This is a genomic window from Mycobacterium sp. GA-2829 (assembly GCF_001499965.1).
In the GTDB taxonomy this organism is placed as follows: domain Bacteria; phylum Actinomycetota; class Actinomycetes; order Mycobacteriales; family Mycobacteriaceae; genus Mycobacterium.
Genome location: NZ_LQIT01000008.1, coordinates 91,859 through 106,509 on the forward strand (window position 1 = coordinate 91,859; position 14,651 = coordinate 106,509).

14 protein-coding genes are annotated in these 14,651 nt (G+C 69.9%); 2 read left to right on the top strand and 12 right to left on the bottom strand.

Translation table 11 applies throughout. The features are described 5' to 3' along the window. Positions 1-76: 76 nt before the first annotated feature. From AU194_RS06525 to AU194_RS06560, 8 genes are all read right to left on the bottom strand, one after another. Positions 77-1,018, bottom strand: a complete 942-nt coding sequence (locus AU194_RS06525) for an alpha/beta hydrolase (RefSeq protein WP_059088419.1) — start codon at positions 1,016-1,018, stop codon at positions 77-79. Further along, positions 1,015-2,604: an FAD-binding protein gene (locus AU194_RS06530; protein WP_059088420.1), complete on the bottom strand. Its 1,590-nt coding sequence runs from the start codon at positions 2,602-2,604 to the stop codon at positions 1,015-1,017. Before AU194_RS06530 ends, AU194_RS06525 begins: the two co-directional genes overlap by 4 nt. Beyond that, on the bottom strand, positions 2,601-3,389 hold the full coding sequence (locus AU194_RS06535; RefSeq protein ID WP_059088421.1) for an SDR family oxidoreductase: 789 nt from the start codon (positions 3,387-3,389) through the stop codon (positions 2,601-2,603). The genes AU194_RS06530 and AU194_RS06535 overlap by 4 nt, the downstream gene beginning before the upstream one ends. Before the next feature lie 12 nt (positions 3,390-3,401). Then, the gene (locus tag AU194_RS06540) at positions 3,402-4,253 is read right to left on the bottom strand and encodes an SDR family oxidoreductase (protein WP_059088422.1); all 852 of its coding nucleotides are present in this window, start codon (positions 4,251-4,253) and stop codon (positions 3,402-3,404) included. Between the two features lie 4 nt (positions 4,254-4,257). Beyond that, complete coding sequence (locus tag AU194_RS06545; protein ID WP_059088423.1) at positions 4,258-4,740, bottom strand: nuclear transport factor 2 family protein; 483 nt, start codon at positions 4,738-4,740, stop codon at positions 4,258-4,260. Between the two features lie 66 nt (positions 4,741-4,806). Next, positions 4,807-6,225 carry an aldehyde dehydrogenase family protein gene (locus AU194_RS06550; protein ID WP_059088424.1) on the bottom strand — a complete coding sequence of 473 codons (1,419 nt, stop codon included), beginning with the start codon at positions 6,223-6,225 and terminating at the stop codon, positions 4,807-4,809. Positions 6,226-6,238: 13 nt separating this feature from the next. Then, entirely contained in the window at positions 6,239-7,345 is a 1,107-nt protein-coding gene (locus tag AU194_RS06555) for a zinc-binding dehydrogenase (protein WP_059088425.1), read from the bottom strand. A 14-nt stretch (positions 7,346-7,359) separates the two neighbouring features. Then, positions 7,360-8,940, bottom strand: a complete 1,581-nt coding sequence (locus tag AU194_RS06560; RefSeq protein WP_059088426.1) for an acyl-CoA synthetase — start codon at positions 8,938-8,940, stop codon at positions 7,360-7,362. 101 nt (positions 8,941-9,041) lie between these two features. Between AU194_RS06560 and AU194_RS06565 the strand changes: the two genes are divergently transcribed. Continuing rightward, the gene (locus AU194_RS06565) at positions 9,042-10,925 is read left to right on the top strand and encodes an NAD(P)/FAD-dependent oxidoreductase (RefSeq protein WP_059088427.1); all 1,884 of its coding nucleotides are present in this window, start codon (positions 9,042-9,044) and stop codon (positions 10,923-10,925) included. Beyond that, positions 10,922-11,809, top strand: coding sequence for an SDR family NAD(P)-dependent oxidoreductase (locus tag AU194_RS06570; RefSeq protein ID WP_059088428.1), 888 nt, complete (start codon positions 10,922-10,924; stop codon positions 11,807-11,809). Before AU194_RS06565 ends, AU194_RS06570 begins: the two co-directional genes overlap by 4 nt. Before the next feature lie 8 nt (positions 11,810-11,817). Here the strand turns inward: AU194_RS06570 and AU194_RS32515 are convergent, their stop codons facing one another. Genes AU194_RS32515 through AU194_RS06590 form a run of 4 tightly spaced genes read right to left on the bottom strand, consistent with a single transcriptional unit; the run spans position 11,818 to position 14,485 of the window. Next, positions 11,818-12,414 carry a Dabb family protein gene (locus AU194_RS32515; protein WP_059088429.1) on the bottom strand — a complete coding sequence of 199 codons (597 nt, stop codon included), beginning with the start codon at positions 12,412-12,414 and terminating at the stop codon, positions 11,818-11,820. After that, a complete protein-coding gene (locus tag AU194_RS32520; RefSeq protein WP_059088430.1) occupies positions 12,407-12,748 on the bottom strand; it encodes a hypothetical protein in 342 nt (113 codons plus the stop codon). Before AU194_RS32520 ends, AU194_RS32515 begins: the two co-directional genes overlap by 8 nt. Continuing rightward, positions 12,741-13,667, bottom strand: coding sequence for an alpha/beta hydrolase (locus AU194_RS06585; RefSeq protein WP_059088431.1), 927 nt, complete (start codon positions 13,665-13,667; stop codon positions 12,741-12,743). Before AU194_RS06585 ends, AU194_RS32520 begins: the two co-directional genes overlap by 8 nt. After that, positions 13,664-14,485, bottom strand: coding sequence for an IclR family transcriptional regulator (locus AU194_RS06590; RefSeq protein WP_059088432.1), 822 nt, complete (start codon positions 14,483-14,485; stop codon positions 13,664-13,666). Before AU194_RS06590 ends, AU194_RS06585 begins: the two co-directional genes overlap by 4 nt. Between the last annotated feature and the right edge of the window lie 166 nt (positions 14,486-14,651).

The following is a 14,651-nucleotide window of genomic DNA, read 5'->3' on the forward strand; positions in this document are numbered from 1 at the left end:
CATCGGCGCCGTCGGCGCCCCTGGGGTTGCTCCGATTCTGCGGCTGTGTGCGGCGTGGTCGACGGCAGCAGTCCGGTCATCGGGAGGTTGCGGCGAACTTGGCCCGCAACAGCGCACCGGTCTCCGCGATCGCCAGCCGGCCGCGGGCGGTGGCGTCCGAGCGCATCAGGAAGCCGTGATAGGCGCCCGGGTAGCGGGTCTGGGTGGTCTGCACGCCGGCGTCGCGCAGCCGGGCCGCGTAGCGCTCACCCCAGTCACGGATGGGGTCGCATTCGGCGGTCACCACGATCGCCGACGGCAGACCACCGAGATCGGTTGCCAGCGCGGGGAATCGGTAGGCATCGGGTGCGGATGCGACGCCCCGGTCGGCGAGTTCGTGCATGAAGTCGATGTCGGCACGGGTCAGCATCGGCGCGTGGGCCAGCAACCGGATTGACTCGCAGCTCATATCGTGGTCGAGCCCCGGATACAGCAGCACCTGAGCGCAGATCGGCGGGCCGCCCCGGTCACGCGCCGCGAGGGCGACCGCCGCCGCCAGGGATCCGCCCGCACTGTCGCCCACCACGGCGAGGCGCTCCGGGTCGACCCGCAGCGCATCGGCGTTGTCCGCCACCCACGCCGTCGCGGTGTAGGCGTCGTCGAACTGTGCGGGTGCGGGCGCCTCCGGCGCCAGCCGGTACTCCACCGACACCACCGTCGCGCCGCTGTGCGCGGCCAGCGTCCGAGCGAGCGGTTCGAAGGCGTGGTTCGACCCCATGACCATGCCGCCGCCGTGGAAGTACACCAGCACCGGTGCCCGCTGGCAGTCGGTCGGCCGGTAGATCCGCACCGGGATACAGTGGCTCGCAGCAGATATCGACGCATCCGCGACGTCGACCATCGCCGGCATGTCCGGGGGATGCGGCGTCGCCTCGACGGCTCGCCGTACCGCCTCCAGCCCGCGTTCCCGCATCGGGGGTATCGGCCCGAACGAGGCGACGCGGGCGGCGGCGTCCGGGTCGAGCGACGGCACCGTCACGGCGCCACCCGGAATCGTTCTGCCGCATGCGCACCCGCGCGCCGACCACCGAAGACGCAGTCCGCCAGAGAGAGCCCGCTGACGTAGCTGTTCGAGCACACGCCCACCGCGGCGCGACCGGCGGCGTACAGCCCGGGCACCGGGCCGCCGTCAGGGCGCAGCACCTCCCCGGTGCCTTCGTCGACGACGAGGCCGCCGAGGGTGAGGCCGGGGATCGGGAAGAACATCGACGAGTCGGCCGAGATGTCGATCGAGTAGAACGGCGGCGTCCGCAGCGGCGGGCAGAGCTCGGGATCCTTGTGCGCGGGATCGCCGGTGCCGGAGTCGAGGCCGTGGTGGTATTCGTCGACCGTGCGCCGCAGCCCCGCGGGGTCGATACCGTTCGCCGCGGCGAGCGCTTCGATCGAGGCGGCCTTCCGGTGTCCGGTCGTGAACAGGTAGATCAGCTGCAGCCGCTGGAAGATCTGTGTCTGCGAACGGATCTGGCTCTTGACCTTCCGCCACGTGGTCGCGTCGTAGATCGCCCACCCGGTGCCGCCGAACTCGCGCATCATCACGTTGCCGTGGGTGGCGCCGTAGAGGTCCTCGTTGGTGATGCGGCGGCCGTCCGCGCCGACGGTGAGGCCCTCGAGGAACGCGCTCGGCGGGGAGAGGAACCGCCATGCCGTGACGTTGCCCATCTTGGCCGTCGTCCCGCCGGCCGACATGCCCAGCGCGATACCGGTGCCGTCGTCGCCGACCGTCCCGAGCGGGGACACCGTCATGAACTGTGGTGCGTGCCTCTGCATCCACTCCCGGTTGTGGACGAAGCCGCCCGCCGCGAGGATCACCGCGGGTGCGTGGGCCTCAGCGTCGACGGCCGCGGCGGCCCGGATCTTCTCCGCGCGCGCGACGGCGCCTGCGACCAGTCCGGGCATCCAGGTGCCCGCCTTTCCGGTGAGCCTGGTCAGCAGCGCATGGCGGCGCGCCTTCGGGTGTGTCGGCGGCATCGCCCGGTAGCGGACCCCGGTGACGCGGCCGTCGTCATCGGTGACGAGAGCATGCACCCGCGCGAGCGGGATGAATTCGACACCTTGGCTTTTCGCCGAGCGGGCGAGGTGCTCGAACAGCACCTTGCCGGAACTCATCCCCGGTGCGAGGACGCGGTGACCGCGCGGTACCGGCCGGGCCCGGGTGGCGTACGGGAACGCCTTCTCGTTGCCGGAGTAGTAGAGGTAGAACTCGTCGGTCGGATACGAGGTCTTGTAGGACGGCACCGGACCACCGCGGAATTCGACGCCCTGAGCCTTGAGCCATTCGATCATCGCCGGGCTCTGCCTGCAGAACCGGTCCAGCGTCTCGGCCGACACCGCGTCGCCGACCTCGGCCTCGAGGTAGGCCCGCATGTCCTCGACGGTGTCGTGATATCCGCCTGCGCGCTGTTCGGGGGTTCCGCCGCCCGCGTAGATGATCCCGCCTGACAACGCCGTCGCGCCTCCGCCGTAGCCGCGGTCCAGGACGAGCACGCGCGCCCCGCGATCGGCGGCCTCGATCGCGGCCGCCGCACCGGCGGCGCCGAATCCGACGACGATGACGTCGTAGTTCACAGCACCGACTTGATCTGCTTGGCGACCAGCCGCGTGGTGTGTTTGGCCGACGCCCGCGACAAGAGGTCCAGAGCACGGGCGTCGGTGCCGATGAGCACCCGGAACCGGTCGGCGGCGATACCGTCGACGATCTTGCGCCCCGCCGTCTCCGGCGTGGTCGCCCGGACCTTCTTGTCGCCGGCGTCGAGCATCTCGACCCCGGAGTTGCGGGTCAGGTTCGTGTCGACGTTGCCCGGGAACACCGTCACGACACGGACTTTCGTATCGCACAGCTCCGCGTAGAGGCCTTCGCTGAACTGTTTGACCGCACCCTTGCTGGCGCTGTAGAGGGTCTGGCTGGCGAACGGCAGCAACGCCGACAGGCTGGACATGTTCGTCACGTTGGCCTCCGGGCGGGTCAGCAGCACGGGCAGGAAGGCGCGGCACATGTTGACCGTGCCCATGAAGTTGACCGCCATGATGCGGTCCGCCGTGTCCGCGGGTAGGTCGGTGAACGGGGCGAACCGGTGGATGACGCCCGCGATGTTGACCAGACCGTCGACGTGGCCGTGCACGCCGGCCGCCACGTCCGGCATGGCGCCGACCGCCTGCCGATCGGTCACGTCGAGACGGTGCGTGGACAGCCGGGATCCGGCGTTCGCGAGCCGGGCCGTATCCGCCAGTCCGGCCTCGTCGACGTCGGCGGCCGCCACCCGCGCACCCCGGCCGAGCAGGCCGAGCACCACCTGTCTGCCCATACCGTTACCGGCACCGGTCACGACGAACACTCTGTCGGCGATCCGCAACTCGGGGTCCTCTCAGTGCTGCGCGGGGTCGAAGCGGGGTTTGGTGCGCAGGGCCGGTGCCCGTTGGGTTTTCAGCACCTCGGCGCGTTCGGTCATCGCCGACCCGACGTAGTCGGGCTGGGTCAGCAGGTAGAACCGGCCCTCGGCGGACTGCTCGAACACCACCTCCGCGGCGTCCAGCGGATCCATGGCGGCGGCCTTGATGTCGAGCATCGCCAGCCGCTGGCTCTCCGCGGCGGCGACGTCACCGTCGGTCACACCGCCCGCGGACTCGAAGATGTTCGAGGCCACCGCGCCGGGCAGCACCGCCTGGACGTGGATGTGGTCGTGTCCGGCCAATTGCACCTCGAGAGAGAGGCATTCGGTCAGCGCCAGCACGGCGTGCTTGCTCATGATGTAGGGGGCCTGCAGCGGTACGACCGCTACGCCGCCGATCGAGCTCAGATTCCACACCCATGCGGGCGTGCCTGCCTCGATCATCGAGGGCAGGAACGCGCGCACACCGTGGAACACCCCGCTGACGTTGACGTCGACGACCCGCTGCCAGTTCGCGACGGGGGTGTCCCACAGGTAGCCGAACTGTTCGACGCCCGCGTTGTTGACGAGCAGCCGGACCGGACCGACATCCCGACGGACCCGCTGGGCCATGTCCTCGACAGCGGCGGGATCCCGGACGTCGCAGATGATGTCGACGGCGCCCGTACCCAGTTCGTCGCGCAGCGCGGCGATCGCGTCGGCGTCGACGTCGACGAGTACCACCGTCATGCCGAGGTGAGCGGCGTGACGGGCCAGGCCGGCACCGATCCCGGCACCGGCACCCGTGATGACCGCGACGCCGCCGCCGAACGTCTGCCTGGCGTCCACGACCTCAGGCGCCCGCGGGAGCGGCGGTGGCCGAATACTCCGAGAGCAGCACCGAATTGGTGGTGTCGAGGATGACCTCCATCTCGGTGAACTCCAGCCCGTTCGCACCGCGCCGCACGGCGACGTTGGCCACCCCGCTGGACACCGCGAACGGCACGAAGTTCGTGATCTGGTTGACGAAGATGTAGAAGCGCGCGCGGGTGGCGTCGCCGTCGGATCCGGTGCGGTGCAGGTTGGTCGAGTGGTGCCGAAGCGGGTAGGGGCTCTCCTTGCGATGAGCCGACAGCCACTCCATGATCGCCTCGCGGCCCTGCAGCTCCGGCGACATCAACTCCTCGAACGGGCTGGCGCCGGAGTCGCTGCGGCTGATGTACCGGGCGTCGTCGGCGAAGGCCGCCGCCATCTCGTCGTAGTGGGCTTCGTCGTAGTCGTACCAGAAGCCGGATACGAATTCCTGCAGGTCGGACAGCGCGATCTCGTTGCTCATGGCCTGCAGTCAACCGCCGCGCGGACGGGTTGACACCCGGCCCGCCCGGTCAGCGGAACACCGTCCTCACGCGGGCAGCTGCAACGACTTGGTCTGCAGGAACTCCTCGAAGCCGGCGCGGCCGAGTTCCCGTCCGACGCCGGACTTCTTGTACCCCCCGAACGGCGCGACGGGGTTGTACGCACCACCGTTGAGGTCGAGCTGTCCGGTCTGGATGCGGCGCGCGAACGCGATCGCCCGGTCCAGATCCTCGGCCCACACCGCACCGGCCAACCCGTACGGGGTGCCGTTGGCGATCCGCACGGCGTCATCCTCGTCGCGGAACGGGATCACCGCGAGCACGGGCCCGAACACCTCCTCCTGCCCGAGTTCGGAATCCGGGTCGACGTCGGCGAACACCGTCGGGGCGATGTAATAGCCGACGTCGCGGACCTTTTCGGCGCCGCCGGTCAGCAGCCGGGCCCCGTCGCGCTGCGCGCGTTCGATGAAACCGCGCACGGTCTCGTACTGCGCCTTCGACGCCGACGGGCCGATACGCGTGGCCGGGTCGAGCGGGTCACCGACGGTGTACTTGGCGACGGCCGCCTCGATGAGGTCGAGCGCCTCGGCGTAGCGGCTCTGCGGGACCAGCATCCGCGTCCACGCCATACAGGTCTGCCCGCCGTTGAGGAACGCGTTGCCGACACCGACCTTCACCGCGGTGGCCAGGTCTCCGCCGTCGAGGATCACGTTGGCCGACTTGCCGCCCAGCTCCAGCGCCACCTTCTTCACCGAGGCCGCGGCGAGTTCGGCGACCCGCCTGCCGACCCCGGTCGATCCTGTGAACGACACGAGATCCACATCCGGATGCTCGGCGATCCGCTCACCCACCACCCGTCCGCTGCCGGACACGAGGTTCACCACGCCCGCGGGCAGACCCGCCTCCTCGACGGCCTCGACGAACTCGAACACCGACAGCGGTGCCTCGTTGCTCGGTTTCAGTACCACGGTGCAGCCGGCGGCGATCGCGGGCAGCACCTTGGCGACCACCTGGTACAGGGGATAGTTCCACGGGGTGATGGCCCCGACCACTCCGTACGGTTCGCGTACGACCAGCGAATTGCCCACGCGCTCTTCGAATTCGAAGCCTTCGAGGACGTCGGCGAAACCGCGGGCCACCGCCAGCGGCACCTTGGTCTGCACCCCCTGCGCGATCCGCGCCGGAGCGCCCATCTCGCGGGTGATGGTCTCGGCGATGTCGGGGAGGCGCTTCTCCATCGCGGCGATGACGCGGGCGAGCCGGTCGCGCCGTTCGGCGACGGTGATCAGCGGGTCGAAGGCGCGCCGTGCGGCGGCCACGGCGGTGTCGACGTCGGCGGCGGTGCCGTTCGGAACCGATCCGATCACCTGCTCGGTGGCCGGGTCGATCACCTCGATCACGTCTGTGCCGTCGGGTGTCACCCACCGGCCGTCGATGAAGAGGGTTTTGCGGGTGTAGTCGTGCATGGGGTCCTTCGCTTCAGGGGATGATGCTCGCGCGGACGTCGCGCTTGCCGTCGGCGGCGGCGAATGCCTCGTTGATGTGGTCGAGCGGGTAGTGCGCGGCGGCGAGCCGGTCGAACGGCAGGCGGTGCTGGTGCTGGTCGAGGAAGGTCAGCGCCCGCGACAGCACGGCCGGATCGTAGAGCGAGACCCCGACCATCGTCTTGTTGCCGAACACGAAGCGCGACGGGTCGAATTCGAAGGTCTTGCCGATGTTGATGTTGCCGATCTCGACGTACCGGCCGAACTGGCCGAGCAGTTTGAGACCCTCGTCGATCGCCGACGGATGGCCGACGACCTCGACGACCACGTCGGCGCCGTGACCGCCGGTGAGCGTGCGCACGATCTTCGCGCGGTCCTTCACCGTGGGCGCCTCATTGAGGTCGACGACCGCGTCGGCGCCGAACGCCGTCGCCAGTTCCAGCCGTTCGGGTACGCCGTCGATCGCGATGACCTGCGCGGCGCCGCGGGCCTTGGCCACCGCCACTGCGTACAGGCCGAGCGCCCCGGCGCCCTGCACCACGACGGTCTCGCCGAGCTGCTGGTCGACCCGTTCCAGCCCGTACATCACCTGTGACAGTGCGCAGTTGGCACCGGAGGCGATGTCGTCGGACACGGTGTCGGGGACCGTGTACACGACCGCGCCCGCGGGCAGCAGGTAGTAGTCGCCGTACCCACCGACGAAATACGGGGTCTCGTCGGCGCGGCCGAGCATCGCCATCGCCAGGTTCAGGCAGGCGCCCCGCCGACCCAGCAGGCAGTTGCGGCAGCGGTGGCACGAGTAGAAGTACGGGAACACCACCCGGGTGCCCTCGGTCAACGGCGCACCGTTCGAATCGGCGCTGACCCCGTCGCCCAGTGCGGCCACGGCGCCGACCATCTCGTGGCCGAGCACCGTCGGCAGCTGACCCCCGAGTCCGCGCGTGGCGAAGGTGCCGTGCCAGGCGTGCAGATCCGATCCGCAGATGTTGGTCCTGGCCACCTTGACCAGGATCTCCCCCGGACCGACGTCGGCGAGCGCGACGGTGTCGATCACGAACGGTTGTCCGGGCGCGTCGAACCGCGCGATCCGTCCTTCGAACACGGCAGTGTTCCCTCTCAGTGGCTGTGGATGGCGCTGAACCGTTGGCGCAGATCGCGTTTGAGCAGTTTGCCGCTCGGGTTCTTCGGCAGCGCGTCGACGAAGAAGATCTGTTTGGGCGTCTTGTAGCCGGCCAGGTGGGTGCGGCAGTGCGCGATGATGTCGTCCTCTGTGGCCGTGGCGCCGTCGCGCAACACCACGGCGGCGACGACCGCCTCCACCCACACCGGATCGGTCACGCCGAACACCGCTGCCTCCTGCACACCGGCGTGCCGGTACAGGACCTCCTCGACCTCCCGGCTGGCGACGTTCTCGCCGCCGGTCTTGATCATGTCCTTCTTGCGGTCGACGACGTAGAGCAGCCCGTGCTCGTCGTAGTAACCGAGGTCGCCCGAGTGGAACCAGCCGCCGCGGAACGCCTCCGCGGTCTTGGTCGGATCGTCGAGGTAGCCGAGCATGAGATGCGGGCTGCGGTGGGCGATTTCGCCGACCACGCCCGCGGCGACGGGAGCCTCGTTCTCGTCGAGGATCGTCGTCTCCACGTTGACCACCGGCCGTCCCGCCGACCCGGCGTGCGCGTCCTGTTCGTCGGGACCCAGCGCCGAGGCCAGTGGCGCCATCTCGGTCTGGCCGTAGAAGTTCCACAGCCGCAGGTTCGGCAGTCGGTCGCGGATCTCGGCGAGGATCTCCCGCGGCATCGCCGAGGCGCCGTAGTAGCCCTTGCGCAGGCTCGACAGATCGACCGCGTCGATCACCGGACAGCGCAGCAGGCTGATCCACACCGTGGGCGGGGCGAAGTAGTTCGTGACGCCGTACCGCTCGATGGTGCGCAACACCAGCTCGGGGTCGGGGCGGGGCAGGATGATGCTCGTCGCGCCCAGGTAGACGTCGGTGGCGAGGAAGTTGTCGAGCTGTGCGCAGTGGTACAGCGGCAGGGAATGGATCTCGACGTCGTCACCCGCCATCGACCCGGCCACGATGGTGCTGACGTACTGCCACAGCAGGCTGCGGCTGGTGTGCATCACCGCCTTCGGACGTGATTCGGTGCCGCTGGTGTACATCAGCCGCAGCAGTTGATCGTCGGCGATGTCGGGCGCGGGTGCGGGCGAGTCGGTGGCCAGCCAGTCGGCGAAGTCGTCCCATCCCCTCGCTGGGGCGTCTCCGTCGGGCACCAGCGCCACCTTCGTCGTCACCGCGCCGCCCAGCCGCATCGCCTCCTCGGCGGTCGGGATGAGCGCCCCCTCGACGATGAACCCGCGCACCCCGCTGTGGCCCAGCAGGTAGGAGATCTCCTCGGCGGTGAGCATGAAGTTGATCGGCACCAGCACCACGCCCGCCCGCGCGGTGGCGAAGGCGAGCACGGCGTACTGCCAGCAGTTGTGTGACAGCAGCGCGATCCGATCGCCGGGCCCGAACCCGTTGTCCGAGAACGCCGCCGCGGCCCGGTCGACGAGATGCTCGAACTCGGCGAACGTCAACACGACGTCACCGTCGACGATCGCCGTCTTGTCTGGTTGTCTGCGCGCCGACCGGCGGGGGATGTCGCCCAACGTGTGACTGCGCGCCTGTGCGATGACTGCGTCCATGGCGGCATCCATGGCGGCAACGTAAACACGGTGAACGGCCCGGTTAGGGGAGCTGTCCCGCTCAGTAGGCAGCGCGATGTCCGGGGTGCGGCAGCCGCCAGATACTCGTCGGCGTGACGAGTGAAGCGGAGCTGACGAGCCACCTGCGCCAGGCCGACCCGGGAGTGCTCGTGGCGGTGCTGGCCCAGCTCACCGGCGACCCCTCGGTGGTCGACGAGTTCGCGCCTGCGATCTCCCACGTCCCCGATCCGCCCGAACGCGCCGGGGTCACCGACGCCGACACCATGACGGCGCTGATCGACCGGATCGTCGCCGCGCTCGACAACCCGGGCACCGGCGGATTCGCCGCCGACGACCCGAAGCTGTTCACCCGGCTGCTGCCGGTCGCACTCGGCGCCGAGGTGGACGACGAATTCGTCCCACTGCTGTTGGAGCAGGGCGGATTCCAGCTCTCCCAGCCCACCCTGCCGCGTGACGTGCCGATCCCTCCCGACACCACCGTCGCGATCGTCGGCGCCGGTATCGCCGGTATCGTCGCCGCGCTGGCCGCCCGGGATGCCGGGGTCTCCTACGAGATCTTCGACCGCAACGACGAGGTCGGCGGGACCTGGCTGACCACGCGGTACCCGGGTATCGGCGTGGACACCCCGTCGGCGTACTACTCGCTGTCACGCGAGGTCAACCCGGACTGGACGAACTACTACCCGCAGGGCGCCGAGTACCAGGCCTACCTCGTCTCGCTGGCCGACAAGCACGGTCTGCGCGAGCACACCCGGTTCGGCACCGAGGTCGAGGCGCTGTGGTGGGACGAGGACCACGATCGGTGGCAGATCCACACCGTCGACCGTGACGGCGCCCGCGGCATCAGCTCCGCGCGCGTGGTCATCACCGCCGCCGGCTACCTCAACCGGCCACGCTGGCCCGAGGTTCCCGGGCGGGACACGTTCGCGGGCATCAGCGTTCACTCCGCACAGTGGGACCCGTCACTGGATCTGACCGGGAAGCGCGTCGCGATCATCGGCGCGGGCTGCACGGCGGTGCAGATCGTCGACGCGTGTGTCGACCAGGTCTCCCATCTGACCGTGTTTCAGCGCCAGCCCCACTGGGTGGCGCCCCGCAAGCGGCTCTCCGACGACGTCCCCGAGCACCGCCGGTATCTCGGCCGCCACCTGCCGTACTACGCGAACTGGCACCGGCTCAAGTCCTACTGGGCCACCGCCGACAACAACTACCCGGTGATCCTGCGTGATCCGGACTGGGCCGAGACCCACCTGTCGATCTCACCCGCCAACGACGTGCTGTTGCAGATGTGCCTCGAGTACATCAACCAAATGTTCGGCGAGGGCAGCGAACTCGCGAAGAAGGTCACCCCCGACTTCGCGCCCTACGGCAAGCGGATCATCCGCGATCCGGGCGGCTACTACGCGGCGCTGACCCGCGACCACGTCGACGTCGAGGCCAGCGAACCCGCCGAGGTGAACGCCCGGGGCATCGTCACCCAGGACGGCAGGCAGATCGACCTCGACGTCATCATTTACGCGACCGGCTACCACCTCGACTTCCTGTCCACCGTCGACATCCGCGGCCGCGGCGACCGGACGCTGCGCGAGGAGTGGGGCGACAGCCCGCGGGCCTACCGCGGCGGCACGGTGCCGGGGTTCCCGAACCTGTTCATCACCTCGGCGCCCAACTACAGCCCCGGCCACGGCGCGGGTGCGAACTTCTCGATGGAGGTGCTGGCGCACTACATCATGGAGTGCCTGCAGCTCATGGCATCTCGCGGCGCGACGACCATCGAGGTGACCCAGCAGGCCTACGACGACTACGTGGCCGACATCGACGAGGCGATGTCACGCACCGTGTGGTGCCACACGCCGAACGCGCACACCTACTACCGCTCCGGATCGGGGCGGGTCGTGGTCGCCACGCCCTATCGCCTGGTCGACGTGTGGCAGCAGCACCGCGCCCCCGCCGAAGACCACTTCGTGATCCGATGACCGGCCTGCTCAGCGGCAAGACCGCACTAGTGACCGGAAGCAGCCGCGGTATCGGCAGGGCCATCGCGCAGCGCCTCGCCGCCGAGGGGGCGACGGTGGTCGTGACCGCCCGATCGCACACCCCGTCGCCGTCGATCCGCGCGGGTGCGGCCACCGCACTGCCCGGCACCATCGGCGAGACCGTCGAGTTGATCGAGTCGGCCGGCGGCACCGCATACGCCGTCGCCGCCGACCTCGAGGACCACGCGCAGCGGCTGCGACTGGTCGGCGACGTGCTCGAGCGCACCGGCCGCCTCGACGTCATGGTCAACAACGCGGGGTACGCGGACTACTCGGTCATCGAGCGGATGTCGATGGACACCTTCGACCGGACCGTCGAGCACTATCTGCGGACCCCGTTCGTGTTGGCGCAGAACGCGATCCCGCACATGCGCGCGCAGGGTGCCGGATGGATCGTCAACATCGGGTCGGTCACCGGGATCGCGCCGGTGCGGCCGTTCCGCGAGTACAACAAGTCCTCTGGCGACGTCATCTACGCGTCGATGAAGGCCGCGCTGCACCGGTTCACCCAGGGCCTGGCCGCCGAACTGGTCGACGACGACATCGCGGTGAACTGTGTCGGCCCGTCAACCGCCGTGCGCACACCCGGTGCGGCGCAACTGATCCCGGATACCTTCCCGACCGAACCCGTGGAGTACCTCGCGGAGACCGTGCTCGCGATGTGTCACCGGCCCGCGGCCGAGCGGACCGGGCTGGTCGCGTTCAGCCTGCACTACCCGTGGTCGCAGGGGCTGCCGGTGCACACGCTCGACGGGGCGTCGCTGCTGCCGCCGCTGGAACCGCCGGCGACCGCGAACCCGAACATCCTGCCCGCGGGGCTCTAGCGCAGTCTTCAGGCGGTGCGGCAGAAGCTGTGGCACACCCGGTCCCGCACGATCATGCCGGGACACTCCGGGTCGAACCACCGGTCGACGTACGCCCAGTGGATCGGGTGCATGAGGTAGGGCCCCATCAGACCGTCGACATCGGTGAATTCCTGCTCGAAGACGTGCGTCCACGGTGACGCGCCGACGGCGTCCTCGACGCGGCTGAGCTGCCACGAGTGGATGGTCCGCACGTAGCGGGGGAGCAGCCGCAGATCGTCCTCGAAGCGGCGGACGGTCGCCTCGTCGGTGCCCTCCCGCACGCGCAGCAGCAGCGTCCGGTACACGGTTCCGGTGCCGGCGGCGGCCGGTGTCGTCGTCCCGCGATAGGTGGCGCCGTTGACGTGCCGGACCGCCGGCTGGGTCAGCAGTCGGTCGAGGTCCGCGACGGCCTTTGCCCGCGCGGCGGGTTCGGCGAACCGCAGGTGGACAAGGACGTCGCCGCCGTTGCGCACGCCGGGCAGCGTCGGTTCGATGAGCACATGGTCCGCGTGAAAGCTGTTGCGGCGCAGCGCCTCTATGAGTTCTGGTTCGTCGGTGTCGATCAACCGGATGACGCTATACATCGCAGAGCGCCTCGACGTCGTCGGCCGCCGCGGCGACGTCCCGGCTGCGGGATTCGACGAGGTCGGCGATCCCCGCCCACCACGCGCCGACCGCCGGATCCGGCCTGCCCTGCCAGGTCATCTCCCACCATGCCCGCGCGCTCGGCAGTGACCACGTGATCGTGACGGTGTTGGGTTGATTCTCGAACCAGATCGGCGGGCTCACCAAGACCTGCTGCAGCGTCATACCGCGCTCGCGCGCACCCGGTGCGTAACCCGCGAGGTAGGCGTCGACGAATTCGCGGGTGCGCCCGGGCCGCGTCACCACCCGGTCGATCACGTAGACCTCAGCCACGGGCGTCCACCCCGGCCAGCAGGGCGGCGGCGTCGCGGCAGAGTTGCGCACGCGCGGCCTGTGCGAGGTCCAGGCTCGGCATGGTCATGAACCCGTGGATACCGCCGTCGAACCGGCGCACCACCGTCGGCACCCCGGCCGCCGCGAGCGCCTCACCGAACCGCAGGCCCTCGTCACGCAGCGGGTCGTGGCCGGCGATGACCACGACGGCGGGTGGCAGCCCCTCCAGGTCGGCGTGCACCGGGGACACATACGGATGCCTGCGGTCGGCGTGGTCGGGAACGTACTGATCCCAGTACCACCGCAGCGCCTCGGCCGGGTTGTAGTAGCCGGCGCCGTACAACCGGTAGGACTCGGTGGTGAAGTCCGGGGTGATCATCGGGTAGATCAGCAGCTGCGCCGCGAGCGCGGGGCCGCCGCGGTCGCGGGCCATCAGCGCGGTCACCGCGGCGAGGTTGCCGCCGGCACTGTCGCCCGCGATCGCGATGCGCGCGGGATCGACGCCGAGTGCGATGCAGTTGTCGGCCACCCACCGGGTCACCGCGTACACATCCTCGGCCGGACCGGGCCACGGGTGCTCGGGCGCCAATCCGTAGCCGACCGAGACCACCACGGCGCCAGTGCGATTCGCGGTATCCCGGCACAGCCCGTCGTGGCTGTCCAGATCGCAGAACACGAACCCGCCGCCGTGGGCGTACACCAGCGCAGGGAGCTGCCCGGCGTCGGTCGGACGGTAGATCCGCACCGGGATGCCGGATACGGTGCGATCCTCGACCGCGGCGACCGGCTCCGGTTCGGCCGGGGCGACGAACCTCGAGCGGATGGTGGCGCGGGCCTGCGCGCCGGTCATCGTGTGGACGGGCGGGAAGCCGCCGTCGAGCGCCTCGATGAGGCCGGCGATCTGCGGATCCAGCGTCATGCGGGCTGCAGGGCCGGGCCGCCGCGCAGCGGGCGCACCTGCTGCAGAGTGGGGGCGACGCGTTGCGGTCCGCCGTCGACGTTGCGCCACACGCCCATCGCGGTCATCCGGACCGGGGCGACGAGGCGCTGATCGAAGGCCATCCGCGACATCGGGCCGCACACCGACAGCGCGGCGACGGCTTCGCCCGGTGCGCCGATCGGCGATGCGACACAACCGAATCCGGGCAGTGCCTCCTCCCGGTCGAAGGCGACGCCGTGGGCGCGGGTCTTCGTCAGCTCGGCGGCGAGCTGGGCGGCGCTGCCGATGGAGTACTTGGTGCGGCGGTTGTTCAGGTCGACGTCGTCACACGCGTCTGAGTTGTAGGCCAGCAGCGCCTTACCGATCGCGGTGCAGTGTGCGGGCTGGCGTCCGCCGACCCGGCTGGGCAGTGCGGCCGCCATCCGGTCGCCGATCTTCTCCAGGTAGACCACGTCGGCGCCGTCGAGGACCGCGAGGTGGACCGCGAGGCCGGTGGCGCGGTGCAGATCGTGCAGCAGCGGTACCGCAGCACGGTGCAGCCGGTCCTGGTGCACGGCCAGCGAGCCCAACTCGACCAGCCGCATCCCGAGCTCGTAGTCGCGGCCGTTGCGGCGCAGCCAGCGCAGCTGCACCAGACGCTCGAGCATGCGGTGCGCCGAGGACCGGGGCAGGCCGGTGCGTCGGACGATCTGGGCCAGGGTCAACCGGCCGGGGCCGTCGAAGGCGTCGAGGACAAGCGACACCCGGTCGATGACCGCGCTGGGGGTGGTGGATTCCGTGGTGGCCGGGGCCGTCATGACGCCTCCTGGGGCTGAGTGCAGAACAGGCATATTCCTATTAGGAATATGCCTGTTTGTAGCACATTGAGGTGCGCCGTGTCACATGAACGGTGATCTTTGACTCCGGACACACTTGTGCACGGTTTCGCGCGGTGAGCGCGCGAAACCGTGCACAAATCGCGAG

Excerpts from the sequence above, each read along its gene's own strand:
- AU194_RS06560 (WP_059088426.1), bottom strand. The coding sequence starts at position 8,940 with ATGGATGCCGCCATGGACGCAGTCATCGCACAGGCGCGCAGTCACACG.
- AU194_RS06570 (WP_059088428.1), top strand. The coding sequence starts at position 10,922 with ATGACCGGCCTGCTCAGCGGCAAGACCGCACTAGTGACCGGAAGCAGC.
- AU194_RS06545 (WP_059088423.1), bottom strand. The coding sequence starts at position 4,740 with ATGAGCAACGAGATCGCGCTGTCCGACCTGCAGGAATTCGTATCCGGC.
- AU194_RS06585 (WP_059088431.1), bottom strand. The coding sequence starts at position 13,667 with ATGACGCTGGATCCGCAGATCGCCGGCCTCATCGAGGCGCTCGACGGC.
- AU194_RS32515 (WP_059088429.1), bottom strand. The coding sequence starts at position 12,414 with ATGTATAGCGTCATCCGGTTGATCGACACCGACGAACCAGAACTCATA.
- AU194_RS06590 (WP_059088432.1), bottom strand. The coding sequence starts at position 14,485 with ATGACGGCCCCGGCCACCACGGAATCCACCACCCCCAGCGCGGTCATC.
- AU194_RS06550 (WP_059088424.1), bottom strand. The coding sequence starts at position 6,225 with ATGCACGACTACACCCGCAAAACCCTCTTCATCGACGGCCGGTGGGTG.